The sequence below is a fragment of the Guyparkeria sp. TX1 genome (genome assembly GCF_046523965.1).
GTDB lineage: Bacteria > Pseudomonadota > Gammaproteobacteria > Halothiobacillales > Halothiobacillaceae > Guyparkeria.
The window spans coordinates 238,996-263,962 of sequence record NZ_CP144142.1 but is presented as its reverse complement, the minus strand read 5'-3'; the positions used below and the strand labels follow the sequence as shown (position 1 = coordinate 263,962).

The window sequence follows — 24,967 nt, the reverse complement described above, 5'->3', positions numbered from 1 at the left end:
TCTCAGCCACGGGCGTTCTCCGGTTCGAGTCCAGTGATCAGCTCGCGCAGTGGCGCGAGTTCGGGCGCGCGGTCGAGCGCCCATTGCAGGTGGCGCCAGGTCAGCGGCAGGTCGTCGAGGTAACCGTGCTTGCCGTCGCGGCGACTCAGGCGGGCAAATATGCCGAGCACCTTCAGGTGGCGTTGCACGGCCACCCAGGCAAAGTCCTCGATGAATTCTTCCAGACCCGCCTCGGTCAGGCCGGCAGCGCGCGCCTGTTGCCAGAAGGCCACGATCTCGCGTTCGATCCAGTCCGTGGGCCAATCGATGTAAGAGTCACGCAGCAGCGAGACCAGGTCGTAGGCCAGGGGGCCGGCCACCGCGTCCTGGAAGTCGATGATCGCCCAGCCCGCCTCGCCGCGCATCAAGTTGCGGCTGTGATAATCGCGATGGACGAATACCGGCGGCATGGCGGCCAGTCGGCTCGCGATCCGGTCACGCAGCTCTGCCCAACGCGCGGTCTGTCCGTCCGACCAATTCACGTCCAGGTGGCCGGTCCGGTACCAGTCGTCGAACAGCTGCATCTCGGTGATCAGCCGCGGTGCGTCGAAGAGCGGCAGATCGTCGCGATCGACCTGGGCCACGGTGACCAGCTGCATGCGGCACTCGGCGAGCGCGTTCGCGCGGGCCGCGGGCTCCGCCCCCGCCTGCCAGGAAAACAGCGTGTCGTTGCCCAGATCGTCGAGAAGCAGAAACCCGCCCTCCAGGTCGCGGGCATGGATGTGCGGTACCGGCAGGCCGGCTTGTTCCAGTCGCGCCTGGACATCAAGGAACGAGTCCAGCGGCTCCTTGTCGGGCGGCGAATCCATGACCACCAGGCTTTTGCCGTTCGCGCCCTGTGCCCGCCAGTAGCGCCGGTTGCTGGCATCGCTGGAGGCCGATCGCAGCGCGCCGAAGCCGGGGGCGTGCCGTTCGAGAAAGGCGTGGGCCGCCTCGCGGCGAGGGTCAGTGGCAGCGGTGTCGGTCATTGGCTCGCGGCTCCTGTGGCCCGGTGTTGTCGATGGGCGGTCGAATCGGGGCATGGCGGGTTGGTCGTGCGTCGCGACGACCTACGGCGTCGTGCAGAACGCGGTCTTAGCGTCGATACTTCGGGAGGCGAATTCTACCTGCCTGATGCCCTCATCGGCATTCGTCTTCCCGGTCCGTTCGTTACCCGAGGTCTGTCATGCGTCACCGTATCCGATCGCCCCATGAGCCCGGTGAATGGGAAGTCACCGATCCGAAACTGGCCACCGACCGCCAGGCACGGCGTACCTTCCTTCGCTCGATGTTCGGAGCCGGGGCGGCGTTGGCCCTGCCCGGGTGCGGCCGCGCCGATGAGGAAAAGCCGCTGTCCGAACAGCTCACCGACAAGGAGGCGATCACCGGCTACAACAACTACTACGAACTCGGCACCGGCAAGACCGATCCCTCGCGCAATTCCGACGCCCTCGCTGCCCTGATCGACCGGCTTTCGCCGTGGGAGTTCGAGGTTGATGGGCTGGTCGACCGCCCCGGGCGGTTCAGCATCGATGACCTGGTCGGCCTGCAGGCACCGGAAGAGCGGATCTACCGGATGCGCTGCGTGGAGGGCTGGTCGATGGTGATTCCCTGGGAGGGTGTGCCCTTGAAGGCGCTGCTCGATCGGGTCGAGCCGATGGCCGATGCCCGTTTCGTCCGTTTCGAGACAGTCTATCGCCGGGGTGATCCGCTGCCGGGACAGACGCGCGCCGTGCTCGACTGGCCTTACGTCGAGGGGCTGCGTCTCGACGAGGCGATGCACCCGTTGACCTTGCTCGCCACCGGCATCTACGGCGACCCGCTCACGCCGCAAAACGGCGCGCCCGTCCGCCTGGTCGTGCCCTGGAAGTACGGCTTCAAGGGCGGCAAGTCCCTGGTGCGGATCACCCTCGTGCACGAGCAACCCACCTCCAGTTGGACGGCGGTCTTGCCCCGCGAATACGGCTTCTACGCCAATGTGAATCCCAACGTTGACCACCCGCGTTGGTCGCAGGCGACCGAGCGGCGCATCGGTGACTGGGGGCGGCGCGACACGTTGATGTTCAACGGCTATGCCGAAGAGGTGGCCCACCTCTACCAGGGCATGGACCTCAAGAAACACTACTGATGGCCGCGCGTCGTCCCTGGTTGGCGAATCGTCCGGCGTGGTGGCTGCTGTTCCTCGCCCAGTTGGCGCCCCTTGTCTATCTCGCCTGGGCGATTCCCACCCATCAGCTCGGCTACGAGCCGGTGGTCGACAGCTTGCGTTTTCTGGGCGACACCGCGCTCTACCTGCTCCTGATCGGCCTGGCGATCACCCCGTTGCAACGCCTGCTGCCCCGGGCCGGGCTAATCGACTACCGGCGGATGGTCGGGCTGTACGCCTTCTTCTACGCGAGCCTGCACGTTCTGCTCTGGGTGGTCGTCGATCGGCAATTCGACCTGGCCGCGATCTGGGAGGACGTCCTCGAGCGCGAGCACATCACCTTCGGCGTGATCGCCTTCCTGCTGCTGGTGCCCCTGGCGATCACCTCGTCGCGCGGCTGGATGCGACGGCTCGGGCGCCGTTGGAAGATGCTGCACCGACTGGTCTATCCGGCGACGGCCCTGGTCGTGCTGCACTACTTCCTGTCCGTGAAGTTCGACACGCGGACACCGATCATCCTGGCCGGCGTGTTGCTGCTGCTGTTTCTGGCCCGCCCCGTCACCCGGTGGCTGGCGGGGAGACGTCGGCGACCGGATTGAGTATTAGAAACGCCTTATGCCAAGATAAGGAAACGGGTTGAAACGGATAACAGGCCTCGGAGGCATGGCATGAAACTTTCGGTCATCGGTGCGGGCTTTGGCGCCCTGACGTCGGTGCGTCGCCTGCGGCGCCTGCGCCCGCAGGCGGAAATCACCCTGATCGCCCCAGAGCCCACCTTCCAGTACTACCCCAGCCTGATCTGGGTGCCCGCGGGGATTCGTCGGCGCGAGGACATTCTGTTCGACATCCGCCCGCTGCTCGAGCGCCTCGACGTGCGGTTCCACGCCGGGCGGGTCACCGGGGTCAGCGACGGTGGTCGACGGGTGATCACCGACAACGGCGAGGTCGAGAACGACGGCCTGATCGTCGCCAGCGGCGGGCGTTTCATCAAGAAGCTGCCCGGCATCGAGCACGCGATCACGCTCTGCGAGGGCATCGATGCCGCCGAGGCGATCCACGACCGGCTCGGCGAGATGGATGGTGGCACCATCGCCATTGGCTTTGGTGGCAACCCCAAGGAGCCGGCCGCGGTGCGCGGCGGGCCGATGTTCGAATTGCTGTTCGGCATCGACCGTCTGCTGCGCCAGCAGGGGCGCCGCGACCAGTTCAAGCTGGTGTTCTTCAACCCGTCGCCGCGACCGGGCAACCGCCTGGGCGAGTCGGCGGTCGACCGCCTGCTCGACCGGATGCGCAAATTCGATATCCAGACGCACATCGGCGCCAAGCCAGAGCGCTTCGAGGCCGATCGCGTGGTCACCGAGAAGGGCGAGTTCGCCGCCGACCTGATCCTGTTCATGCCGGGCATGACCGGGCCGGCCTGGCTCGAGAGTGCCCCGTTCCCGACCTCGCCGGGCGGCATGATCGAGGCCGACGAGCACGCGCGGGTCAAAGGGGCGGACAAGGTCTACGTCGCCGGCGATTCCGGCAGTTACCCCGCCCCCGACTGGGCGCCCAAGCAGGCGCACATGGCCGATCTTCAGGCCGTGGCCGCTGCCGAGAACCTGGTGGCCGAGCTCGACGGCCAGCCGGCCGACCGGACCTTCAAGTGGGAGCTGGTCTGCGTGATGGACATGCTCGACCGGGCGACCCTGGTGTTCCGTAACGAGAAGCGCCAGTTCGTCACCCCGCCATGCCGTCTGCTGCACTGGGCCAAGCGGTTCTTCGAGTGGTGGTACCTGCGCGACCTGCGTCGCTAGGGCCCCGGTTGCCGGGTCCCAGTTGTCGAGGGCGCAGACGGGGGCGCCCGTTTTGCGGTAGTGTACTTCGCCGCTATTCCTGTGACGTTCAGAGCGCGGCTGAGTCGACAGGGCAAGGCGCGAGCCGCAGTGAGTGGCCGGGCCATTGACAAGGTTTGCAACGCCGCCGTGTCGACTCAGCCGTGTTCCCCACGGGCGACCCGCTGAACGTTTCAGGAATCGTGGCGGGGTGCACTAAGCTTGCTGCCGTCTTTTTTCGGGCCGCCTGCCGGCCGAGCCACGTTAACGGGTGTGCCGAGTTGTCCCTGATCCGTCTTTTCTTCCAATTGCTTTTCCTGCGGGCCGGTCCCGAGGACATGCCTGCCGGCCAGCAGCCCCTGCTGATGGCAGTGGGCTTTTATCTCGTCGTCGGCGTGTTGCTGGACCTGGCCGTCACCAGCGACGGCGGCCTGGGTGATGGCCTGGGTGCGGGATTGATGCTGCTGGCTGCCGATGCGTTGGTGCTGGTCGGTTATTCGGCCGGGTTGGCGCTGTTGCGCAATCATCGCGCGCGCATCCCGCAGATGCTCACGGCCCTGTTCGGCGCGACGGCCATGCTTGGGCTGGTGGCCTGGCCGCTGGTGGCAATGCAGCCGACCGGTGCCGAATCGGCGGACATCGATACCCAGCTGGGCCTCTGGTCGATGCTGATGATCGCCCTGTTCGCCTGGAATCTTGTGGTACTGGGCCAGATCTATCGCCGCACGCTCGATTTCGGCGCGGCGATCGGCGTGCTCACCGCGCTGGGCTACTTCATTCTCAGCTCGCTGGTCTACATGGGGTTGGCCGTGCAGTTGCTCCCCGGCGAGACGGGGTTGCCGACATGACCGCTGCCAGCCAGAAATTGCACATCCTCGGCATCGCCGGCACCTTCATGGGATCGCTGGCACTGCTGGCCCGCGAGATGGGCTATGAGGTCTCCGGTCGCGACCACGCCATTTACCCACCGATGAGCGACCAGCTGGTCGCGGCCGGTATCGCGGTGGAAACGGACATGGATGCGCTGCTGCCCGAGGATGCCGAGATCATCGTCGGCAACGTGATGCGCCGCGACATGCCGGTGATCGATCAGCTCCTGAACGGCTTCTATCGTTTTCGCTCCGGGCCGCAGTGGTTGGGCGAGCAGGTGTTGTCGCAGCGGTTCGTGCTGGCCGTCTCCGGCACCCACGGCAAGACCACCACCAGTTCGATGGTCGCTCACATCCTCGATGCGGTCGGCATGGCGCCGGGGTTCCTGATCGGCGGCGTGCCCGGCGGGTTCGGTGTCAGCGCCCGGCTGGGCGAGACGCCGTTCTTCGTCATCGAGGCCGACGAATACGACACGGCCTTTTTCGACAAGCGTTCGAAATTCCTGCACTACCGCCCGCGCGGGCTGGTGATCAACAATCTCGAGTTCGATCACGCCGATATCTTTGATGATCTTGCCGCGATCGAGCGTCAGTTCGCCCACCTGCTGCGACTGGTGCCGGGGCAGGGCAAGGTCATCGCGCCGATGAATGAGCCGGCGATCGACCGGGTGCTGGCCGCGGGTGTCTGGTCGCCGGTCGAACGGTTGGCCGACCAGCCGGCAGCCGGAGCCGGCTGGTGGCTGGACGGTGGCGAGCTGTTCTGCGAGGGCGAGGCGATCGGGCGCCTGCCCGATTCCATCCAGGGTGCGCACAATCGCCGCAACGCGATGGCCGCCGTGGCGCTGGCGCGGTTCGCCGGTGTTCCGACCGCCGAGGGGCTGGCGGCACTGGCGGACTTCGGCGGGGTCGCCCGACGCCTCGAGTTCAAGGGCGAGGCCGGTGGGGTGCGGGTGATCGATGACTTCGCCCACCACCCGACGGCCATCGAGGCGACCCTTGCTGCCGTGCGTGAGCAGATGCCGGCCGGCTCCCGACTGATCGCGGTGCTGGATCCGCGGTCAAACACCATGCGCGCCGGTGTGCATGCTGCCAGGCTGGCCGGTGCCCTGGCGGCCGCCGATCGGGTAGTCGTGCATGCGCCGGGCGATCTCGCTTTTGACCTGGCCACCGCGCTTGCCGATCTGGGCGATCGCCTGGCCGTGGCCGATTCGGTCGAGCAACTGCTCGAGACCGTGATGGCCGACAGTCGCGACGGCGACTGGGTGGTCTCGATGAGCAATGGCGGCTTCGGTGCTTTCCCGGCCCGGCTGGTCGATGCGTTGCGCGAGGTGAGGGCATGAGCCGTCGCAGAGAGACCGAGCACGTCGTCCTGGCGATGACTGGGGCCTCCGGTCTTCCCTACGCGTTACGCCTGCTCGAATGCCTGATCGCGGCGAATTGCCGGGTGAGTCTGATTGCCTCGAAGGCCGCCCACGCGGTGGCGGCGCTCGAGCTCGACGACCCCTTTCCGGCCCGCCACGATGCGCTGGCCACCGAACTGGGTGGGCGTTACGGGGCCGCCGAGGGGCAGGTCACCGGCTTTGCCCGCCAGGACTGGACCGCGCCGTTCGCCTCGGGCTCCAACCCGCCGGATACCATGGTGGTCTGTCCCTGCACTACCGGCACGCTCGGGGCGATCGCCAACGGCCTGTCGGATTCGCTGATCGAGCGCACCGCCGATGTCTGCCTCAAGGAGCGTCGCGATCTGGTGATTGTGCCGCGCGAGGCACCACTGACGGCGATCGCGCTGAGGCAGATGACGCAGTTGGCCGAGCTGGGTGCCGTGATCCTGCCGCCGTCGCCGGCCTTCTATCATCGCCCGCAGACGATCCAGGACCTGATCGATTTCACCGTCGCGCGCATCCTCGACCAGATCGACGTGCCGCACGAACTGCATGCCCGTTGGGGCGAGCGGGATGGCGGCTGAGGAACGCCTCGGGCTGTTCCCGTTGCGGACGGTGCTGTTCCCCGCCGGCCACTTGCCGCTGCGCCTGTTCGAGGCGCGCTATCTTGATCTCCTGCGCGAGTGCCTGCGCGAGGATCGCCCCTTCGGCGTGGTGCGCATCACCGCCGGCAGCGAGGTGGGGCTGGAAGACGGACCGCCGTCGATCGCCACCGTCGGCACCACCGCGCGTGTCGTGGATACCACGGCCCTGCCCGGCGGCCTGCTGGGGGTGCGGGTGGTGGGCGAGCGGCGCTTTCGCGTCCTCGAGCACGCGGTGGATGCGCGCGGCGTGGTCCGTGCCCGGGTTGAATTCCGCGAGGATGCCCCCAACTCGGGCGACTCGACGCCGGACGACTCCGGCCTTGGCGGTCTTCGTCAGGCCCGGATCGATGCCCTGGTCGACGCCCTGGCGCGCCTCGATCCCGAGCTGGTCGAGGGGGAGCGGGAGGTGCCGGGGATGGCGTGGCTCTGCCATCGGCTGGCCGAACGCCTGCCGGTGGGGCTTGGTGCCCGCCAGTCGCTGCTCGAATGCGACGACCCCCGGGCGATGCTCGAGCGCGTCGAGGCCTGGCTTGGCGGGGAACGCTGACGGGTCGCCCGGTCGCCCGGCCGGCAACCCGAACAACACGACTTCGTGACCCGGTGCGACCGGGTCGACATGCGGCCGGCCCGCGCGCCGGCATGACCCAAAGGTGTCTTTATGACCGTTCATACCGCGACCGCGGACAACCTCGAAGGCCTTCTCAAGGACAACGACATCCTGCTGCTGGATTTCTGGGCGCCCTGGTGCGGTCCGTGCCAGTCCTTCGGCCCGATCTTCGAGCAGGCCGCCGAGGCCAACCCGGAGGTCGGCTTTGCCAAGGTGAACACCGAGGAAGAGCAGGCGATTGCCGGTCATTTCCAGATCCGTTCGATCCCGACGCTGATGGTGTTCCGCGAGCAGATCCTGCTGTTTAACCAGGCCGGTGCCTTGCCGCGCAACGCGCTCGACGAGCTGATCACCAAGGTCAAGGACCTCGACATGAACGAGGTGCGCGCCGAGGTAGAGAAGGCCGAAGCCGAGGCCAAGGGCGAGTGATCCCCGCCCGGCCGATCCGTCGGTCCGCTGACCGGCCCGGCGAGGTCGGGCGGCGATGATCTCGGTCATCCTGCAGATGGCCGGGACCATCGCCCTGGGCCACATCTGGCGCTACCTGCCGTTGGGCGGGTGGAGCGCCGACCGCGCCCGCGGGGCCCTGACCTCCTCGGTCTACTACCTGTTCCTGCCGGCGCTGGTGTTCGCGGTCCTGTGGCGTGCGCCGCTGGGCGTGGACACGCTGCGCATCGCCGGCACGGCCGCCGTGGCGGTGATCGGCTCGCTGATGCTGATGTATGCCGTCGGGCGGCTGATGCCGCTCACCCGGCCGCAGTTCGGCGCGCTGCTGCTGGCGGCGAGCTTCCCCAACGCGACCTACATGGGGCTGCCGCTGCTCGACAGCCTGTTCGGCGATGCCGGCCAGGCGGTCGCGATCCAGTACGACCTGTTCGCCTGCACGCCGCTGCTGCTGTCGGTGGGGATTCTCCTCGCCGCGCGCTTCGGCGACAGCGACGAGGAGGTCCACCCGGTCAAGACCCTGCTCAAGGTGCCGCCGCTGTGGGCGGCGGTCGCCGGTGCCGGCCTCAACTTGGCCGGCGTGCCGCAGCCCGACTGGGCGGCCGAGTGGCTCGACCGTCTCGGTGCGGCCGTGGTGCCGATCATGCTGGTCGCGCTGGGCATGAGCCTGCGCCTGGAGACACTGACCGGCCGGCAACTGCTGACCGTCAGCCCGGCCGTGGCCATCCAGCTGCTGTGGATGCCGCTGGTCGCGCTGGGATTTGCGCTGGCGGTCGGGACCAGCGGGCAGACGCTCACTGCCGTGGTGCTGGAGGGCGCGATGCCCGTGATGGTGCTCGGGCTGGTGCTTTGCGACCGCTTCGGGCTGGATACCGGGCTCTATGCCACCACGGCGAGCGCCTCGACCCTGCTGGCGCTGCTGACCATTCCCTTCTGGCACGGCGTGGCGATCTGAACCGGGAAACTTCAGCGGGCTCACAATCGCGCAGAGGTTTCTTAACGGAGTGACGAACAATGAGTGAAGAACGACTTCAAGACCGGCAACCGGCCGGCGGTGGCCCGGTGGAAAAGGATCGCGTGGTGCGCGTGTTCCACGTCATGCGCGACGACGATGGCGCGATCCTGGCCGACACGCGCGTGGGCGGCTTCGAGTACATCCACGGCCACGGCAACCTGATTCCGGGGCTGGAGGCCGCGCTCGAGGGCCGCGCCGAGGGTGACGAGATCGAGGTGACCGTCGAGCCGGAACAGGCCTACGGCCTGCACGACGCCGAGGGCGTGATCGAGGTGCCGCGCGAGCGCATCGAGGCGCAGGCGGAGCTCGCCCCGGGCAACATGGTCGAGGCCCATGGTCCGGAGGGGCGCATCGAGATGCTGATCCTCGAGGTAGGCGACCAGACCGTGAAGGTCGATCTCAACCACCCGCTGGCCGGCTTTCGCCTGCACTTCACCGCCCGGGTCGGGCTGGTGCGCGAGGCGCACCCCGACGAGATCAAGCATGGTCGCGTCCACCCGGGTGGCCACCACCTGATGACCAAGGATTCGTCGGTGCCCGATCTGCCGGACCAAGAGTCGAGTCAGGAGTCCTGATGAGCCAATCCGCTGCCGTCACCGAGACCGCCCCCCAGAACGTCTCCCGGGTCGAACCGTTCTACCGGATCGAGTTTGCCGGCTATCACAGCCGCTACCTCGACGCGACCCTGCGCCTGCCGGCCAGCGACGAGGGCTATCGTTTGAGCCTGCCGGCGTGGATCCCGGGCAGCTACCTGGTGCGTGACTTCGCCCGCCACCTGGTGGGCAAGCACGCCGAGGACGCCCGCGGTCGGCGGGTGGCAATCACCCCGGTCGACCAGCAGACCTGGGACTTGGCCGCGAGCGACGAGCCGGTGGCGGTGCACTACCGGGTCTACTGCGCCGACTTCTCGGTGCGCAGCGCGCACGTCGACTCGAGCCACGTATTCTTCAACGGCACCAGCGTCTTCCTGCGGGTGCACGGCGCCGAGCAGGCGCGCCACGAGGTGGTGATCGACGGTCAGGATCTGCCCGAGGAATGGCGCGTGGCGACCACCCTGCCGGCAATTGCCGTCGACGAGCGGGGCTTCGGCGATTTCGCTGCCGCCGGCTACGAGGCCCTGATCGACCACCCGGTCGAGATCGCCGATTTCGTCGAGCGCCAGTTCACCGCCGGTGGCGTGCTGCATCGCATGGTGTTCACCAACGCCCTGCCCGAGACCGACTTCGACCGGATCGCCGCCGATGTCGCGCGCATCTGCGAGACCGAGATCGAACTGTTCGACGGCGCGCCCTTCGACGAGTACCTGTTTCTGGTGGCCCTCGACGAGTCCGGTTTCGGCGGGTTGGAGCACCGCGATTCCACCGCGCTGATCTTCCCGCGGGCCTACCTGCCCTCGGTGACGGCCGCTGGGGTGAGCAAGGAATATCAGCGTTTCCTGAGCCTGTGCGCCCACGAATATTTCCATAACTGGAACGTCAAGCGGATCCGCCCGGCGGCGTTCGCCGGTCTGCCGCTCGACCGCCCGGCGCATACGCGCCTGCTGTGGGTGTTCGAGGGCTTCACCAGTTACTTCGATGACTGGCTGGTGCGTCATGCCGGCCTCATCGACGAGACCCAGTACCTCGCCGCCCTGGCGGAAACCATCAATCGGGCCATGCGCGGCAAGGGGTGGTCGCGCCAGACGTTGGAGGAGTCGAGCTTCTACGCCTGGACGCGCTTCTACCAGCAGGATGCCAACGCGGTGAACGCGATCGTCAGCTACTACACCCGCGGGGCGATCGTGGCGTTGATGCTCGATCTGATGCTGCGCGAGCGCGGCGCGAGCCTGATGGACGTGATGCGCCGCCTGTGGGAGCACCACGGGGATCAACCGCTGCTCGAGGGTGAGCAGGTCGAGGCGCTGATCGAGTCGGCGATGGGTGAACCGATGGGTGAGTTCTTCGACCGCGCCCTGCGCTCGACTGCGATGCTGGACGTCGCCGGGCTGCTGGCGCGTTTCGGCGTGGCCATGGTGCCCCGCGCCGAGCAGGGTGGGCCGGATGCCGGCATTCGGGTCGATGAACGCGATCCGCAGGCGGCGCGCGTGGCGCTGGTGTTCGAGGATCGTCCGGGGGCGGCCGCGGGTCTCGCGGTTGATGATCGCATCATTGCGATCGATGGCTTTGCCGTGAACGGCGGCAACTGGAGCGAGCGCATCGCCCGCCACCGCGCCGGCGACCAATTGGCCCTGCACGTCTTCCGCCAGGGGCGGTTGCTGGAGATGACGCTGACGCTGGCGTCCGAGTGTCTCAACCAGCATCGCCTGGAGCGCGCCGCGGGGGATATAAAGACCGAGGCGCGTTTCGCCGACTGGCTGGCGCCCCGTTCCACGACGGCCTGAGGTCGGATTTTCCTGGGGAAACTCTGCACGAATGCCATACCGCTCTGCGCGCCTTGAGCCGGGCAGATGCAAGGCGCTCGTCCGCCGCGGAAGGGTTGTTCCCTTTCCAAGGACGACAACGCCGCAGATGCCCGGCTCAAGGCGCGCCCTGCGGGGCTTGGCGAGTCGCCCGTGCTCCGCGTTGCGATGTCTTGACGTGGCCACCGGCACGCCGGCGACATCGCGCCTTGATCACGAACGACTCGCCGAGCCAGAGTGGCATGGCATTCGTGCAGAGTTTCCCTAGTCGATGGGCTGGCCGTCGAGCTGGGGCTTGTCGACATCCGCCCAGGTCGGGATCAGGGCAATCTCGACGCGTCGGTTGAGTGCGCGGCTGGCCTCGCTGTCATTGGGCGCGATGGGATTGTTCTCTCCCATGCCGCGCGCCGAGAGCCGGTTTGCGTCGATGCCCTGGTCGCGTAGCGACATCAGCACGCTGACGGCCCGGGCGGCCGACAGGTCCCAGTTGGAACGGAACCGACCCGAGCGGATTGGCACGTCGTCGGTGTAGCCGGTGACCACGATGCGGTCGTCGCTGTCGACCAGGTCGTCGGCGATCCGGTCGACCACCGGCTCGAAGGCCCGCTGCATGTTGGCGCTGCCCGAGGGGAACGAGGCGTTTTCCTTGATGCGGATGATGACCGTGTCGTCGGTGGTCTCGATTTCGAGGTCGCCGGCGGCTATCGCATCACTCATGGTCGAGCGCAGTTCGGTCGCGCGCTCCTCGAGCTGCTGGCGGCGCAGATCCTCCAGCGCGCGGGCGTTGTCTTCCTGGGTGTTCGCGGTGGGCGGGGCATCCAGCTCGATCAGCTGGGTAGGGGGTGGCCCCTCGATCGTGCTGTCGGGATCGGCGGCCCCGGGAGCCAGTTCCACCGCGGATTCCCCCGGGGCGGCCGTTTGTTCGCTGGGCAGGCTGCCGAAGGAGTTGCGCAGGGTCTCGGCGACGGCCTTGTAGCGCTCGACGTCGACCACCGAGATCGACAGCATCAGCACGAAGAAGGTCAGCAGCAGCGTGACCATGTCGGCGTAGGTGGTCAGCCAGCCGCCGGAACTCCCGACCTTGCGTCGACGGGCGCGTGCCATGGCTCAGTCGTCCTCCTGACGTTCGCGGCTGGGCAGGAATGTCTCCAGCAGCCCGCGCAGGATGCGGGGGTTGATGCCATCCTGGATGCCGCGAATGCCCTCCAGGATCAGGCGCTGCTCGCGGGATTCCTGCGTGGCGCGCATCTGCAACTTGGTCATGATCGGCAGGGCGATCGCCTGGGCGATCAGCGCGCCGTAGAAGGTGGTCAGCAGGGCGGTGGCCATTGCCGGCCCGATGCTCGACGGGTCATCGAGCGAGCTCAGCATCTGCACCAGCCCGACCAGGGTGCCGATCATGCCCATGGCCGGGGCCACGTCGTAGATGCTCTTGAACATCTGCACGCCGCCGTCGTGGCGTTCCTCGGAGAGCTCGATGTCGCGATCGAGGGTGCGCTCGATCACTTCCATCGGCTGGCCGTCGACGATCATGCGCACGCCCTTTTCCATGAAGGGGTGGCTGATGTCCTGGTCTTCCAGGGCCAGCGCGCCGTCGTGGCGTGCGACCTGAGCCAGTTCCTCGATCTCGTCGATCAGCCCGGTCAGGCTGTGCTGCCGGTCGATGAAGGCCTGCTTGACCACGCCGAACGACTGGACGAACTGGCGGAACGTGATCATCGCCAGGGTGATCGACAGGGTGCCGCCGATCACGATCAGCGCGCCCGGAATGCTGATGAACCCGAGCGGGTACTGCCCCAGGCCGATCGCGAGAATCACGACGGACAGGGCCGCGACGATGCCGATGATGGTTGCTTTGTCCAAGGGGCTCCTCAGTGGTTCGTCCCGTGACGAGCATGGTCCGGGATGAATTCGAGCGGGCGGGCGCGCATTGTCCGGGCGGGCTCGTTCTGTGGGCCCGAGCCAGTATAATCGGGCCCGTTTCGCAAAACTTGAGGGTGCCGGCGGCCAATTGCCGCTCTGGCACCCCGATGTCGCCATGCGCTGGCGCGCACCTCTCGCCCGCTTTCTTCGGGGTCTGTCATGCATCGCGATGCCGCGCTCGATTTCGACCCGCTTGCCCGGCAGCTGCAGCAATTGGCCGCGCGCCGGGGCTGGATGATGTCCGCCCGTGACTGTGTCGACTCCACCAACGAGCGTGTGCGTGCCTTGGTCGAATCGGCCGATGGCGGTGTGCCTGCCCCTGCCGTGGTCGTGGCGGCAGAACAGACCGCCGGGGTGGGGCGACGCGGGGCGCGTTGGTTGAGCGCACCGGGCGATGGCCTGTGGTTCTCGCTGGTTGTCCCGGCCGGTCCGGCGTTGCCCGACGCGCCGCCGGGACTCGCGCTCGCCGGACGGTTGGTCGGGGTGCTGCAAGGGCAGGGTGTGCCGGCGACCGTCAAGTGGCCCAACGACCTGTATCTCAATGAAGGCAAGCTCGGCGGGCTGATGATCGAGCGGCGCCGTCTCGGTGGCGAGGTCTGCTGGCTGGCCGGGGTCGGGATCAACTGGCGCCAGCCTGGCGGCCCGCTGGATGCGGCGTATCGGGCATCGGCCATCGGCGAGGCGGGCGACGGCTGGCGGGGGGATTCCATCGCCCTGGCGCTGGCCCTGGTCGAGGCGGCGGTGACCGTGATGTCTCGCCCCGCCGACTGGCCGGGCGAGATGGCTCGCCTCTCGCGCCGGCATTACGGTTTCGGCAAGCCGGTGGCGGTGGAGCACGGCAATGGTGCTCGGGCGACCGGCATCGCCGGGATGATTCGCCCCGATGGCGATCTGGAGATTGCCCAGGCCGATGGGCGCGTGATCCGGGCGGGCACGCATGACCGGGTGCGTGTGCTCGTCGAGCGCGCCGGGACCGACTCATACTGAACGTTATTAAGGAAGGCCTGACCGAAGTGAACTGTTACATCGATGCGGGCAACAGCCGGATCAAGGCACATCTTGCCCGCCGCAGCCCAAAGACGGTCGAGCCGGTCACCATCGACTGGCCGGCCGCCAACGAGTCCGATCCCGTCGGGGCGCTGGCAACGCGTCTCGAGCCATTGCTGGTGGATGAGAAGGGGCGCTCGCCCAAGCAGGTCGTGCTGGCCTCGGTGGTCGAGCCACGTCGGCGCGACTGGCTGGGCACCGCGATCGCCGAGGTCTGCCCGCAGGCCGAGTGCCGCTGGCTTGAGGTGACCGGCAAGTGCTGCCACGTCCGAGTGGCCTACGAGTCGCCCGCCGACCTCGGCGTCGACCGTTTCTGCGCCATGATCGAGGCCCGGGCCCGCCATCCCGACCGGCCGCTGGCGGTCATCAATGCCGGCACCGCGATCACCCTGGATGTGCTCGCCGCCGACGGTCAGCACCTCGGTGGGCTGATTCTGCCGGGCTGGCGTGCCCAGCTGCAGGCCCTGCGCGCGGCGGCGCCCGCGCTGGCCCCGGCGATCGAATCGCTGGAGCGCGCCGGCGCACTCGCTGAGCCGCGTGATACGGCGGCGCCGGTGCCTGAGACAACGCGACGACTGGGTTTGGCGGCCGATACCGCCACGGCGATCGAGCTGGGACGTCATTGGCTGATTGCCGCCGGCGTGAACCAGATGTTGTCCGTATGGCAGGAGCGCCTTGCCGACGAGGGCCCACTGCTTGCGGTCATTGCCGGCGGAGATGCCGATCGACTGGCTGACCTGATCGATCCGGCCCTCGAGCACCGCCTTGAGGCCGACCTGGTGCTCGCCGGCGTGGTTCGATTGGCGCGAGCGCGTCGCTGACCCGTCGCCCGCGGCATGTCGGCTTGGCAAAGAGGGGCTCGTGTGCGTAAAATGCGCGCCCATTGCCGGCTTAGCTCAGTTGGTAGAGCAACCGCCTTGTAAGCGGTAGGTCGTGAGTTCGAGTCCCACAGCCGGCACCAGAGGCAGGACGTTCGCGAAGCGTGGTTTCGCGGGCGTTGGCCGACATCACGATGCGCGCCCTTGCCGTGATGTCCAAGCCGCGGGCCGGGTGTTGACAGCCCGGTCCTTTTTGTGAAGAATGGCGCGCTTCCCGGGTGGGGTACCCAAGCGGTCAACGGGAGCAGACTGTAAATCTGCCGGCTCAGCCTTCGCAGGTTCGAATCCTGCCCCCACCACCAGACAAGACGAGTCTCGCAACCGCTTGCGGGATTCAAACGGTCTGCGGGTGTAGTTCAATGGTAGAACCTCAGCCTTCCAAGCTGATGACGTGGGTTCGATTCCCATCACCCGCTCCAGTCCTGTGACCCGGGTTGTCTGACCCGGTTCCGGAACGGACCGACGCGACCCTCCGCGGGGTCGTATCTGTTGTTAGAGATTGCGTCGGCGGCACGCCGTCGACTCATATTTGCTCATGTAGCTCAGTTGGTAGAGCACGTCCTTGGTAAGGACGAGGTCACCGGTTCAAATCCGGTCATGAGCTCCACATTCCCATTTGCTTGTCCCGGTTGGCGGAGGATGCGATGTCTAAGGAAAAGTTCGAACGTAGCAAGCCGCACGTAAACGTCGGCACGATCGGTCACGTAGACCACGGCAAGACCACGCTGACCGCGGCGATCACGCACGTGATGTCCACCACCTACGGTGGCCAGGGCATGGCGTTCGATCAGATCGACAAGGCGCCGGAAGAGAAGGCTCGTGGCATCACGATCTCGACCTCTCACGTCGAGTACGAGTCCGACAAGCGTCACTACGCCCACGTCGACTGCCCGGGTCACGCCGACTACGTCAAGAACATGATCACCGGTGCCGCCCAGATGGACGGCGCGATTCTGGTGGTTTCCGCCGCTGACGGCCCGATGCCGCAGACCCGTGAGCACATCCTGCTCTCGCGTCAGGTTGGCGTTCCGTTCATCGTCGTGTTCCTGAACAAGGCCGACATGGTCGACGATCCGGAGCTGCTCGAGCTGGTCGAGATGGAAGTCCGTGACCTCCTCTCCCAGTACGACTTCCCGGGCGACGACACTCCGATCATCACCGGTTCGGCCCTCAAGGCGCTGGAAGGTGACACCTCCGAAATCGGCGCCCCGGCCATCGTCAAGCTGGTCGAGGCCATGGACGACTACATCCCCGAGCCGGATCGCGCCGTCGACGGTGCCTTCCTGATGCCGGTCGAGGACGTGTTCTCCATCTCCGGCCGCGGCACCGTAGTGACCGGTCGTGTCGAGCGCGGCATCGTCAAGACCGGCGAAGAGATCGAGATCGTCGGTCTGAAGGACACTCAGAAGACCGTCGTTACCGGTGTCGAGATGTTCCGCAAGCTGCTCGACCAGGGCCAGGCCGGCGACAACATCGGCGTTCTGCTGCGTGGCACCAAGCGCGACGAAGTCGAGCGTGGTCAGGTTCTCTGCAAGCCGGGCACCATCAAGCCGCACACCCAGTTCGAGGCCGAGGTCTACGTTCTGTCGAAGGAAGAGGGTGGTCGGCACACCCCGTTCTTCAACGGCTACCGCCCGCAGTTCTACTTCCGTACCACCGACGTGACCGGCGCTTGCGAGCTGCCGGAAGGCACCGAGATGGTCATGCCGGGTGACAACGTGGCGATGACCGTCACGCTGATCGCGCCGATCGCGATGGAAGAAGGTCTGCGCTTTGCTGTCCGCGAAGGCGGCCGCACCGTCGGCGCCGGCGTCGTTTCCAAGATCATCGAGTAACCCGCAACGGGTTGCGTCAAGGCGCGGAGTCGGATAGACTTCGCGCTCTTTTTTCGCGGTAGGCGAAAACATTAGGGCAGTAGCTCAACTGGCAGAGCAACGGTCTCCAAAACCGTAGGTTGGGGGTTCGAGTCCCTCCTGCCCTGCCACTTCCGTGCAGGGGGTGCCCGCCGGGTCCGGTTCGCCGGCCGGCGGGTGCTGTCTTTGAAGCGTGAGTTCCTAACATGTCGGAAAAGTCCGTGCAGCCCACGTCGTCTGGCCTGGATTCAGCCAAGATCGCGATCGCGATCCTGCTGATCATCGCCGGCATCGTGGGTTATTACCTGCTTGATGACCAGCCGTTGTTCCTGCGCATCCTGGCTGTTGTGGCAGGTGCGGGGCTCGCGATCGCCGTGGCGTACACCACGGCTGTCGGGCGGTCGATCTGGCAGTTCACCTTCGACTCGCGTCTCGAGGTCAAGAAGATGGTCTGGCCGACGCGTCAGGAAGCGACGCAGACGACCCTCGTGGTCATCCTGCTCGTCATTCTGATCGGCCTGTTCCTCTGGGGCGTCGACTCGCTGCTGGGTTGGATCGTTCGCAGCATTACCGGTTAGGAGGCTTTACATGGCGATGCGCTGGTACGTCGTCCAGGCGTTCTCACAGTACGAAAATAGCGTCAAGAAGGCGCTTGCCGAGCGCATCGAGCGCGCCGGTCTGCAGCATCTGTTCGGCGAGATCCTGGTTCCCTCCGAGGAAGTGGTCGAGATGCGTGACGGCGTCAAGCGTCGTTCCGAGCGCAAGTTCTTCCCGGGTTACGTGCTGGTCCAGGTCGACATGACCGACGAGGCGTGGCACCTGATCAAGTCGGTGCCGCGGGTGCTGGGCTTCATCGGTAATTCCGGTGGCAAGCCGACGCCGATCACCGAGCGCGAGGCCGAGCAGATCCTCAACCGGGTCAAGGACTCGACCGAAAAGCCGAAGCCGAAGACGCTGTTCGACGTCGGCGAGATGGTGCGTGTCTGCGACGGCCCGTTCAACGACTTCACCGGCACGGTCGAGGAAGTCAATTACGAAAAGAGCCGCCTGCGCGTTGCGGTCAGCATTTTCGGACGTTCCACTCCGGTGGAACTGAATTTCGACCAGGTCGAGAAGACCTGATCAGTCGACACACGGGGAGCCGGGCCCTGCGCCGGGCGCTACTACCCACTTGAGAGGTCATTATGGCTAAGAAAGTCTCCGCTTACATCAAGCTTCAGGTGCCTGCCGGTCAGGCCAACCCGTCGCCCCCCATCGGTCCTGCGCTGGGTCAGCACGGCGTCAACATCATGGGCTTCTGCAAGGAGTTCAACGCCGCGTCGGGCAACATCGAGCCGGGTCTTCCCGTTCCGGTGGTGATCACTGTCTACCAGGACAAGTCGTTCACCTTCATCATGAAGACCCCGCCGGCCGCGATCCTTCTCAAGAAGGCCGTTGGCATCAAGAGCGGTTCCGCCGAGCCGAACAAGACCAAGGTCGGCACGGTTACCCGTGATCAGCTCGAAGAAATTGCTAAGACCAAAGAGCCGGACCTGACGGCCAAGGATCTCGACGCCCGTGTGCGCACCATTGCCGGTAGCGCCCGCAGTATGGGCCTGAACGTGGAGGGTGTGTGAGATGGCCAAGTTGAGCAAGCGTCAGAAGCAGATCGCCGAGAAGATCGATCGTAACCGCCAGTACGGTGCCGAAGAAGCCTTCGCCCTGCTGAAGGAAGTCTCCACGGTCAAGTTCAACGAGTCCGTTGATGTCTCCGTCAACCTGGGCGTTGATCCGCGCCGTTCGGACCAGATGGTTCGTGGGTCCACCGTCCTGCCGCGTGGCACCGGTCAAGACGTGCGTGTCGCCGTCTTCGCCCAGGGTGCGAACGCCGAGGCCGCCACCGAAGCCGGTGCCGACATCGTCGGCATGGACGACCTGGCTGCCGAGATCAAGCAGGGTCGCATGGACTTCGACGTCGTCATCGCTTCCCCGGACGCGATGCGCGTGGTCGGTCAGCTGGGCCAGATCCTGGGTCCGCGTGGCCTGATGCCGAACCCGAAGGTAGGCACGGTTTCCACCGACGTGGCCACCGCGGTCAAGAATGCCAAGGCCGGTCAGGTGCGCTACCGCACCGACAAGAACGGCATCATCCACTGCACCATCGGCAAGGTGGATTTCGAGCCGGCGGCGCTGATCGAGAACCTTAATGCCCTGGTCGGTGACCTGAATAAGGCCAAGCCGTCCGCGGCCAAGGGCGTATACATGAAGCGTGTATCCGTCTCCACCACGATGGGCCCGGGCCTGGTGGTGGATCAGGGTTCGCTCGCGGAATAACCGCGGCGCAACTCACTGAATAACCGGCCTCGACCGTCGTGTCGAGGCCGGTCACGTTCTTTGGACTGCCGGTATTGTTACCGGTGGCGTCAAAGACCGCAGGCGCGGGCGAGCGTGCTCTCCCGCTTAATCAAGAAAGCCTGCGCAGACGGTCAGAGTCCCGATGATTTCATGTCTGGGTGGCCGTTGAGAAGGGCGATTCGTGCACCGCACGAATCGGTTTCAAACGAAAAGGGCTTGTCCCTTTGCAACCGTAGGTAAGAGACGTGGCATTAACCTTCGATCGCAAGAAGTTGGTTGTCGCAGAAGTCGCCGAGGTTGCATCCAAGGCCTACTCGGCGGTTGGCGTCGAGTATCGAGGCTTGACGGTCTCGCAGGTCACCGAGCTTCGCGTCAAGGCGCGTGAGCAGGGTGTTTACCTGCGTGTCGTCAAGAACACCCTGGCCAAGCGCGCCCTGGAAGGCACCGAGTACGAATGCATGAGCGATGCCCTGCGTGGCCCGCTCATCCTCGCGTTCTCGATGGACGACCTGGGCTCCGCGGCGCGTCTGATGAAGGACGCGACCAAGGAGATGTCGCAGCTTGAAGTCCAGTTCGTGTCCTTGGGTGGCGAACTCCTCCCGGCTTCCGCTCTTGAACGCGTTGCCAGCCTGCCGACCCGTGAGGAAGCGCTTGCGCAACTCATGGCGACCATGCAGGCGCCGGTCACCAAGCTGGCCCGTACCTTCAACGAGGTTTCGGGCAAGCTGGTGCGTACCGTGGCAGCGATTCGCGACCAGAAAGAAGCGGCTTAACCTTTTTCATCACTTTTCAGGTACTCAATCATGGCAGTTACAAAAGACGATATCCTCGAAGCGATCTCCAACATGTCCGTCATGGAGGTCGTTGAACTGATCTCCGACATGGAAGAGAAGTTCGGCGTAAGCGCGGCAGCCGCCGTTGCCGCCGCTCCGGCAGCCGGTGGTGGCGAAGGCGCCGCTGCTGCAGAAGAGCAGACCGAATTCGACGTGGTCATGACCTCGTTCGGCTCCAACAAGGTTTCCGTCATCAAGGCGACCCGCGAGCTGACCGGTCTGGGCCTCAAGGAAGCCAAGGAACTGGTCGAAGGTGCTCCGAGCACCATCAAGGAAGGCGTCGAGAAGGCAGAGGCCGACACCATGAAGGCCAAGCTCGAAGAGGCAGGCGCTTCCGTCGAGCTCAAGTAAACGAGTGCAAGGGTCGCTTAACCACAGCACCCAGGTACAGGCTGGTGGCCTTCGGGTTGCCGGCCTTTACGCGCTTGTTGGGCGTCCTTTCGCGATCGGATTATCGGTCTGATCGCGAAAGGTTGCCCGGGGCGGCCGGCTGCCGCCCCACACAGGGGGATTGGATCCCCGCGCGCCACGGCGTGCATCGCCAGTTCGCTGGCGATCACACTCAGATTGTCCCGACGAGGAAAGTAGATGAGCTATTCATTCACTGAGAAGAAGCGAATCCGCAAGGACTTCGGCAAGCGTGCCGAGGTTCTGCCGGTCCCCTATCTGTTGACCACGCAGGTGAAGTCCTATGAGGGCTTCCTGCAGCAGGGTGTGGCGCAGAAGGAGCGCCGCAACATCGGGCTCCACGCGGCGCTGGGTTCGGTGTTTCCGATCGCAAGCCACTCGGGCAATGCTGAAATCGATTACGTCGATTATCACTTCGGCGAGCCGGCCTTCGACGTGCGCGAATGCCAGATTCGCGGGCTGACCTACTCGGCACCGCTGCGGGTCAAGCTGCGCCTGGTGATCTATGACAAGGAAGCCCCGGCGGGTTCCAAGGTCGTCAAGGATATCCGCGAGCAGGATGTCTACATGGGCGAGATCCCGTTGCAGACCGAGAGCGGTACCTTCGTCGTCAACGGGACCGAGCGCGTCATCGTCTCCCAGCTGCACCGTTCGCCGGGCGTGTTCTTCGACCACGACAAGGGCAAGACCACCACCTCCAAGCGGATGCTGTTCTCCGCGCGGGTCATCCCGTACCGCGGCTCCTGGCTCGACTTCGAGTTCGACCAGAAGGACCTCGTCTACGTTCGCATCGACCGTCGCCGCAAGATCCCGGCGTCGATCCTGCTGCGCGCGCTGGGCTACAACAACGAGGAGATGCTGGACATCTTCTTCGAGCACGACGAGTTCCGCGTCGACGGCGAGGAGCTGGCCCTCACGCTGGTCCCCGAGCGGCTGAAGGGCACCGATGCGGCCTTCGATATCGAAGTCAACGGCGAGACCGTGGTCAAGGCGGGCAAGCGCATCACCGCCAAGCACGTGCGTGATCTCAACAACGCCAAGATCGATAGCCTGCCGGTCCCGGCCGAGTTCGTTGTCGGCCGTACGCTGGCCAAGGACGTGGTCGACACCGACAGCGGTGAAGTGATCGCGAACGCCAACGACGAGATCACCGAGGAGATGCTGGCGACTTTCCAGAAGGCCGGCATCGAGTCGTTCAAGACGCTGTACTACAACGAGGTCGATCGCGGCCCGTACATGTCGCTGACGCTGCGCAACGATCCGTCGACCACCCCGCTCGAAGCGATGGTCGAGATCTACAAGATGATGCGTCCGGGCGAGCCGCCGACCAAGGATGCCGCCGAAGGCCTGTTCCATGGTCTGTTCTTCTCCGAGGAGCGTTACGACCTCTCCGAGGTTGGCCGGATGAAGTTCAACCGTCGCCTCGAGCGCGAGGGCGATTCCGGTCCGGGCATCCTCTACGACGCCAAGTACTTCGGTCGTCTGGCCGAAGGCGGCAACGAGGATGCCAAGAAGCGGTTCGAGGAAAGCGGCGACCTGTCCGACATCCTCGACGTGCTGATGGAATTGATCGCCATCCGCAACGGCAACGGCAAGACCGACGATATCGACCACCTTGGCAACCGTCGCATCCGCTCGGTGGGCGAGATGGCCGAGAACGTCTTCCGCATCGGCCTGGTCCGTGTCGAGCGCGCCGTCAAGGAGCGCCTGACCCAGGCCGAAAGCGAAGGCCTGACCCCGCAGGACCTGATCAACGCCAAGCCGGTCGCGGCCGCGGTTAAGGAATTCTTCGGCTCCTCGCAGCTGTCGCAGTTCATGGACCAGAACAACCCGCTCTCGGAGGTCACGCACAAGCGTCGTATCTCCGCGCTCGGGCCGGGCGGCCTGACCCGTGAGCGCGCCGGCTTCGAGGTGCGTGACGTACACACCACGCACTACGGCCGGGTCTGCCCGATCGAAACACCGGAAGGCCCGAACATCGGCCTGATCAACTCGCTGGCCGTGTTTGCCCAGACCAACACCTACGGTTTCCTCGAGACGCCGTACCGCAAGGTGGTCGACGGCAAGGTGACCGCCGACGTCGACTGGCTGTCGGCCTACGAGGAAGAGAAGTTCACCATTGCCCAGGCGAACGCCCCGCTGGCCGAGGACGGCACCCTGACCGGCGAGTTGATCTCGGCACGCAAGTCGGGCGAGTTCATGCTCTCCGATCCGTCCGAAATCCAGTACATGGACGTCTCGCCCAAGCAGATCGTCTCGGTGGCGGCCTCGATCATCCCGTTCCTCGAGCACGACGACGCCAACCGCGCCCTGATGGGTTCGAACATGCAGCGTCAGGCCGTGCCGACTCTCAAGGCGGACAAGCCGCTGGTCGGCACCGGCATGGAGCGCGTGGTCGCGACCGACTCCGGCGCCTGTGTGGTTGCCAAGCGCGGCGGTCTGGTCGACCGTGTCGACGCCTCGCGCGTCGTGGTCCGGGTCAAGGCCGAGGAGGCCACCCAGGGCGAGGTCGGTGTGGATATCTACAACCTCACCAAGTACACCCGTTCGAACCAGAACACCTGCATCAACCAGCGTCCGCTGGTGAAGGTGGGTGACCGGATCGAGAAGGGCGACGTGCTCGCCGACGGCCCGTCCGTCGACATGGGCGAGCTGGCATTGGGCCAGAACATCTTCTGTGCCTTCATGCCCTGGAACGGTTACAACTTCGAGGATTCCATCCTCATGTCCGAGCGGGTCGTGCGTGAAGACCGCTTCACCACCATCCACATCGAGGAACTCAACTGCGTCGCCCGCGACACCAAGCTGGGCGCGGAAGAGATCACCTCGGACATCCCCAACGTCGCCGAGAACCTGCTCAACAAGCTAGACGAGGCGGGCGTGGTGCACATCGGTGCCGAAGTCAGCCCGAACGACATCCTCGTGGGCAAGGTGACGCCGAAGGGCGAAACACAGCTCACCCCGGAGGAAAAGCTCCTCAGAGCCATCTTCGGTGAGAAGGCCTCGGACGTGAAGGACACCTCGCTTCGCGTTCCGCAAGGGATTGAGGGCACCGTCATCGACGTGCGTGTCTTCACCCGTGACGGCATCGAGAAGGACAGCCGGGCCCGTTCGATCGAGGAGGCCGATCTCGACGCGGTGCGCAAGGATCTCAAGGATCGCATGCGCATTATCGAGGGCGACATCCAGGCCCGCGTTCGCGAGCTGCTGCTCGGGAAGGTCGCCGTTGGTGGCCCGACGGGCGTGAAGGCCGGCGGCAAGATCACCGCGGCCCAGCTCAACAAGGTCGATCCGGCCAAGTGGTTCGAGATCCGCGTCGAGGACGAGGCCGCCGCCGGTGCGCTGGAAGAATACAAGGCGCAGCTCGAGCGCGAGAAGGCCGACGCCGAGGCGCGCTTCGAGGACAAGAAGCGCAAGATCCAGCAGGGCGACGACCTGCAGCCGGGCGTGCTCAAGATGGTCAAGGTGTATGTGGCGGTCAAGCGTCGCATCCAGCCGGGCGACAAGCTCGCCGGCCGTCACGGCAACAAGGGTGTCATCTCGATGATCGTGCCCGAGGAAGACATGCCGTACATGGAAGATGGCACGCCGATGGACATCTGCCTCAACCCGCTGGGCGTCCCGTCGCGGATGAACATCGGTCAGATCCTCGAGACGCACCTGGGCCTGGCGGCTCGCGGTCTGGGTCACCAGATCGAGAAGCGCCTCAAGCTCGAGCGCGAAAAGGCGATCAAGGAGTTGCGCGCGTTCCTCGACAAGGTCTACAACCACCGGGACGAGCCGACCGTGGACCTCGACAGCCTGACCGACGACGAGCTGATCGAGATGGCCGGCAACCTCAAAAAGGGCGTTCCGATGGCGACTCCGGTGTTCGACGGCGCGGTCGAGGACGAGGTCAAGCACATGCTCAAGCTCGCCGAGATGCCGGAGAACGGCCAGGTGCAGCTGTACGACGGTCGCAGTGGCGAGCCGTTCGAGCGTCAGACCACCGTCGGCTACATGTACATCCTGAAGCTCAACCACCTGGTCGACGACAAGATGCACGCGCGTTCGACCGGCCCGTACAGTCTGGTCACCCAGCAGCCGCTGGGCGGCAAGGCGCAGTTCGGCGGCCAGCGCTTCGGCGAGATGGAGGTCTGGGCACTGGAGGCGTACGGTGCGGCGTACACGCTGCAGGAGATGCTGACGGTCAAGTCCGACGACGTCGACGGCCGGAACAAGATGTACAAGAACATCGTCGATGGCGATCACCGTATGGACGCGGGCATGCCGGAGTCCTTCAACGTGCTGTTGAAGGAGATCCGTTCGCTCGGGATCAACATCGAGCTGGAACAAGACGACGAGTGATTTCCGG

Annotated in this window: 24 protein-coding genes and 5 tRNA genes; 26 read left to right on the top strand and 3 right to left on the bottom strand. The window is 65.7% G+C overall.

The genetic code is table 11. From position 1 onward, the window contains the following. Nucleotides 1-2 precede the first annotated feature (2 nt). Nucleotides 3-1,007, bottom strand: a complete 1,005-nt coding sequence (locus VWP12_RS01310) for an aminoglycoside phosphotransferase family protein (RefSeq protein ID WP_410474272.1) — start codon at nucleotides 1,005-1,007, stop codon at nucleotides 3-5. Nucleotides 1,008-1,204: 197 nt separating this feature from the next. Between VWP12_RS01310 and msrP the strand changes: the two genes are divergently transcribed. From msrP to VWP12_RS01255, 11 genes are all read left to right on the top strand, one after another. Further along, on the top strand, nucleotides 1,205-2,146 hold the full coding sequence (msrP, locus tag VWP12_RS01305; RefSeq protein WP_410474271.1) for a protein-methionine-sulfoxide reductase catalytic subunit MsrP: 942 nt from the start codon (nucleotides 1,205-1,207) through the stop codon (nucleotides 2,144-2,146). Beyond that, the gene (locus tag VWP12_RS01300) at nucleotides 2,146-2,763 is read left to right on the top strand and encodes a sulfite oxidase heme-binding subunit YedZ (protein ID WP_410474270.1); all 618 of its coding nucleotides are present in this window, start codon (nucleotides 2,146-2,148) and stop codon (nucleotides 2,761-2,763) included. The genes msrP and VWP12_RS01300 overlap by 1 nt, the downstream gene beginning before the upstream one ends. 69 nt (nucleotides 2,764-2,832) lie before the next feature. After that, nucleotides 2,833-3,960, top strand: a complete 1,128-nt coding sequence (locus VWP12_RS01295) for an NAD(P)/FAD-dependent oxidoreductase (RefSeq protein WP_410474269.1) — start codon at nucleotides 2,833-2,835, stop codon at nucleotides 3,958-3,960. Between the two features lie 299 nt (nucleotides 3,961-4,259). Further along, complete coding sequence (locus VWP12_RS01290) at nucleotides 4,260-4,826, top strand: hypothetical protein (RefSeq protein ID WP_410474268.1); 567 nt, start codon at nucleotides 4,260-4,262, stop codon at nucleotides 4,824-4,826. Continuing rightward, nucleotides 4,823-6,187: a UDP-N-acetylmuramate:L-alanyl-gamma-D-glutamyl-meso-diaminopimelate ligase gene (mpl, locus tag VWP12_RS01285; protein ID WP_410474267.1), complete on the top strand. Its 1,365-nt coding sequence runs from the start codon at nucleotides 4,823-4,825 to the stop codon at nucleotides 6,185-6,187. Before VWP12_RS01290 ends, mpl begins: the two co-directional genes overlap by 4 nt. Continuing rightward, nucleotides 6,184-6,813 carry a flavin prenyltransferase UbiX gene (locus tag VWP12_RS01280; RefSeq protein ID WP_410474266.1) on the top strand — a complete coding sequence of 210 codons (630 nt, stop codon included), beginning with the start codon at nucleotides 6,184-6,186 and terminating at the stop codon, nucleotides 6,811-6,813. The genes mpl and VWP12_RS01280 overlap by 4 nt, the downstream gene beginning before the upstream one ends. Further along, entirely contained in the window at nucleotides 6,803-7,420 is a 618-nt protein-coding gene (locus VWP12_RS01275; RefSeq protein ID WP_410474265.1) for an LON peptidase substrate-binding domain-containing protein, read from the top strand. The genes VWP12_RS01280 and VWP12_RS01275 overlap by 11 nt, the downstream gene beginning before the upstream one ends. A gap of 111 nt (nucleotides 7,421-7,531) precedes the next feature. Continuing rightward, entirely contained in the window at nucleotides 7,532-7,909 is a 378-nt protein-coding gene (gene trxA / locus VWP12_RS01270; protein ID WP_125199620.1) for a thioredoxin, read from the top strand. 55 nt (nucleotides 7,910-7,964) lie between these two features. Continuing rightward, nucleotides 7,965-8,879, top strand: a complete 915-nt coding sequence (locus VWP12_RS01265; RefSeq protein ID WP_410474264.1) for an AEC family transporter — start codon at nucleotides 7,965-7,967, stop codon at nucleotides 8,877-8,879. A 59-nt stretch (nucleotides 8,880-8,938) separates the two neighbouring features. Continuing rightward, complete coding sequence (locus tag VWP12_RS01260; RefSeq protein WP_410474263.1) at nucleotides 8,939-9,514, top strand: FKBP-type peptidyl-prolyl cis-trans isomerase; 576 nt, start codon at nucleotides 8,939-8,941, stop codon at nucleotides 9,512-9,514. Beyond that, on the top strand, nucleotides 9,514-11,319 hold the full coding sequence (locus VWP12_RS01255; RefSeq protein WP_410474262.1) for a M61 family metallopeptidase: 1,806 nt from the start codon (nucleotides 9,514-9,516) through the stop codon (nucleotides 11,317-11,319). Before VWP12_RS01260 ends, VWP12_RS01255 begins: the two co-directional genes overlap by 1 nt. Nucleotides 11,320-11,601: 282 nt before the next feature. Here the strand turns inward: VWP12_RS01255 and VWP12_RS01250 are convergent, their stop codons facing one another. Both VWP12_RS01250 and VWP12_RS01245 read right to left on the bottom strand, forming a co-directional pair. Beyond that, complete coding sequence (locus VWP12_RS01250; protein ID WP_410474261.1) at nucleotides 11,602-12,441, bottom strand: flagellar motor protein MotB; 840 nt, start codon at nucleotides 12,439-12,441, stop codon at nucleotides 11,602-11,604. Between the two features lie 3 nt (nucleotides 12,442-12,444). After that, complete coding sequence (locus VWP12_RS01245) at nucleotides 12,445-13,200, bottom strand: MotA/TolQ/ExbB proton channel family protein (RefSeq protein ID WP_125199615.1); 756 nt, start codon at nucleotides 13,198-13,200, stop codon at nucleotides 12,445-12,447. A gap of 219 nt (nucleotides 13,201-13,419) precedes the next feature. Here VWP12_RS01245 and VWP12_RS01240 point away from each other — a divergent pair, with 219 nt between their 5' ends. From VWP12_RS01240 to rpoB, 15 genes are all read left to right on the top strand, one after another. Beyond that, complete coding sequence (locus VWP12_RS01240) at nucleotides 13,420-14,247, top strand: biotin--[acetyl-CoA-carboxylase] ligase (RefSeq protein ID WP_410474260.1); 828 nt, start codon at nucleotides 13,420-13,422, stop codon at nucleotides 14,245-14,247. 26 nt (nucleotides 14,248-14,273) lie between these two features. Beyond that, a complete protein-coding gene (locus tag VWP12_RS01235) occupies nucleotides 14,274-15,128 on the top strand; it encodes a type III pantothenate kinase (protein WP_410474259.1) in 855 nt (284 codons plus the stop codon). Nucleotides 15,129-15,192: 64 nt separating this feature from the next. Beyond that, nucleotides 15,193-15,268: transfer RNA gene (locus tag VWP12_RS01230), tRNA-Thr, on the top strand. Between the two features lie 134 nt (nucleotides 15,269-15,402). Further along, nucleotides 15,403-15,487 (top strand) — tRNA-Tyr (locus VWP12_RS01225). A 43-nt stretch (nucleotides 15,488-15,530) separates the two neighbouring features. After that, nucleotides 15,531-15,604: transfer RNA gene (locus VWP12_RS01220), tRNA-Gly, on the top strand. A 112-nt stretch (nucleotides 15,605-15,716) separates the two neighbouring features. After that, nucleotides 15,717-15,792, top strand: a tRNA-Thr gene (locus tag VWP12_RS01215). A gap of 37 nt (nucleotides 15,793-15,829) precedes the next feature. Continuing rightward, a complete protein-coding gene (gene tuf, locus VWP12_RS01210) occupies nucleotides 15,830-17,020 on the top strand; it encodes an elongation factor Tu (protein WP_410474253.1) in 1,191 nt (396 codons plus the stop codon). Nucleotides 17,021-17,093: 73 nt separating this feature from the next. Continuing rightward, nucleotides 17,094-17,169 (top strand) — tRNA-Trp (locus VWP12_RS01205). 75 nt (nucleotides 17,170-17,244) lie between these two features. After that, nucleotides 17,245-17,616, top strand: a complete 372-nt coding sequence (gene secE / locus VWP12_RS01200; protein ID WP_125199260.1) for a preprotein translocase subunit SecE — start codon at nucleotides 17,245-17,247, stop codon at nucleotides 17,614-17,616. Between the two features lie 10 nt (nucleotides 17,617-17,626). After that, complete coding sequence (gene nusG, locus VWP12_RS01195; RefSeq protein WP_410474258.1) at nucleotides 17,627-18,160, top strand: transcription termination/antitermination protein NusG; 534 nt, start codon at nucleotides 17,627-17,629, stop codon at nucleotides 18,158-18,160. 62 nt (nucleotides 18,161-18,222) lie between these two features. Next, nucleotides 18,223-18,654 carry a 50S ribosomal protein L11 gene (gene rplK / locus VWP12_RS01190; RefSeq protein ID WP_125199262.1) on the top strand — a complete coding sequence of 144 codons (432 nt, stop codon included), beginning with the start codon at nucleotides 18,223-18,225 and terminating at the stop codon, nucleotides 18,652-18,654. A 1-nt stretch (nucleotide 18,655) separates the two neighbouring features. Then, nucleotides 18,656-19,351 carry a 50S ribosomal protein L1 gene (rplA, locus tag VWP12_RS01185; protein ID WP_125199263.1) on the top strand — a complete coding sequence of 232 codons (696 nt, stop codon included), beginning with the start codon at nucleotides 18,656-18,658 and terminating at the stop codon, nucleotides 19,349-19,351. Nucleotides 19,352-19,617: 266 nt separating this feature from the next. Further along, the gene (gene rplJ / locus VWP12_RS01180; RefSeq protein WP_410474257.1) at nucleotides 19,618-20,145 is read left to right on the top strand and encodes a 50S ribosomal protein L10; all 528 of its coding nucleotides are present in this window, start codon (nucleotides 19,618-19,620) and stop codon (nucleotides 20,143-20,145) included. A 30-nt stretch (nucleotides 20,146-20,175) separates the two neighbouring features. Then, nucleotides 20,176-20,556 (top strand): 50S ribosomal protein L7/L12, encoded by a 381-nt coding sequence (gene rplL, locus VWP12_RS01175; protein WP_125199265.1) that lies wholly within the window; start codon nucleotides 20,176-20,178, stop codon nucleotides 20,554-20,556. 237 nt (nucleotides 20,557-20,793) lie between these two features. After that, nucleotides 20,794-24,960 carry a DNA-directed RNA polymerase subunit beta gene (gene rpoB, locus VWP12_RS01170; RefSeq protein ID WP_410474256.1) on the top strand — a complete coding sequence of 1,389 codons (4,167 nt, stop codon included), beginning with the start codon at nucleotides 20,794-20,796 and terminating at the stop codon, nucleotides 24,958-24,960. Nucleotides 24,961-24,967 lie beyond the last annotated feature (7 nt).

What these genes read in the sequence shown, in the direction of transcription:
- VWP12_RS01310 (WP_410474272.1), bottom strand. Translation starts at nt 1,007, where the DNA reads ATGACCGACACCGCTGCCACTGACCCTCGCCGCGAGGCGGCCCACGCC.
- msrP (WP_410474271.1), top strand. Translation starts at nt 1,205, where the DNA reads ATGCGTCACCGTATCCGATCGCCCCATGAGCCCGGTGAATGGGAAGTC.
- VWP12_RS01300 (WP_410474270.1), top strand. Translation starts at nt 2,146, where the DNA reads ATGGCCGCGCGTCGTCCCTGGTTGGCGAATCGTCCGGCGTGGTGGCTG.
- VWP12_RS01295 (WP_410474269.1), top strand. Translation starts at nt 2,833, where the DNA reads ATGAAACTTTCGGTCATCGGTGCGGGCTTTGGCGCCCTGACGTCGGTG.
- mpl (WP_410474267.1), top strand. Translation starts at nt 4,823, where the DNA reads ATGACCGCTGCCAGCCAGAAATTGCACATCCTCGGCATCGCCGGCACC.
- VWP12_RS01280 (WP_410474266.1), top strand. Translation starts at nt 6,184, where the DNA reads ATGAGCCGTCGCAGAGAGACCGAGCACGTCGTCCTGGCGATGACTGGG.
- VWP12_RS01275 (WP_410474265.1), top strand. Translation starts at nt 6,803, where the DNA reads ATGGCGGCTGAGGAACGCCTCGGGCTGTTCCCGTTGCGGACGGTGCTG.
- trxA (WP_125199620.1), top strand. Translation starts at nt 7,532, where the DNA reads ATGACCGTTCATACCGCGACCGCGGACAACCTCGAAGGCCTTCTCAAG.
- VWP12_RS01265 (WP_410474264.1), top strand. Translation starts at nt 7,965, where the DNA reads ATGATCTCGGTCATCCTGCAGATGGCCGGGACCATCGCCCTGGGCCAC.
- VWP12_RS01260 (WP_410474263.1), top strand. Translation starts at nt 8,939, where the DNA reads ATGAGTGAAGAACGACTTCAAGACCGGCAACCGGCCGGCGGTGGCCCG.
- VWP12_RS01255 (WP_410474262.1), top strand. Translation starts at nt 9,514, where the DNA reads ATGAGCCAATCCGCTGCCGTCACCGAGACCGCCCCCCAGAACGTCTCC.
- VWP12_RS01250 (WP_410474261.1), bottom strand. Translation starts at nt 12,441, where the DNA reads ATGGCACGCGCCCGTCGACGCAAGGTCGGGAGTTCCGGCGGCTGGCTG.
- VWP12_RS01240 (WP_410474260.1), top strand. Translation starts at nt 13,420, where the DNA reads ATGCATCGCGATGCCGCGCTCGATTTCGACCCGCTTGCCCGGCAGCTG.
- tuf (WP_410474253.1), top strand. Translation starts at nt 15,830, where the DNA reads ATGTCTAAGGAAAAGTTCGAACGTAGCAAGCCGCACGTAAACGTCGGC.
- secE (WP_125199260.1), top strand. Translation starts at nt 17,245, where the DNA reads ATGTCGGAAAAGTCCGTGCAGCCCACGTCGTCTGGCCTGGATTCAGCC.
- nusG (WP_410474258.1), top strand. Translation starts at nt 17,627, where the DNA reads ATGGCGATGCGCTGGTACGTCGTCCAGGCGTTCTCACAGTACGAAAAT.
- rplK (WP_125199262.1), top strand. Translation starts at nt 18,223, where the DNA reads ATGGCTAAGAAAGTCTCCGCTTACATCAAGCTTCAGGTGCCTGCCGGT.
- rplA (WP_125199263.1), top strand. Translation starts at nt 18,656, where the DNA reads ATGGCCAAGTTGAGCAAGCGTCAGAAGCAGATCGCCGAGAAGATCGAT.
- rplL (WP_125199265.1), top strand. Translation starts at nt 20,176, where the DNA reads ATGGCAGTTACAAAAGACGATATCCTCGAAGCGATCTCCAACATGTCC.
- rpoB (WP_410474256.1), top strand. Translation starts at nt 20,794, where the DNA reads ATGAGCTATTCATTCACTGAGAAGAAGCGAATCCGCAAGGACTTCGGC.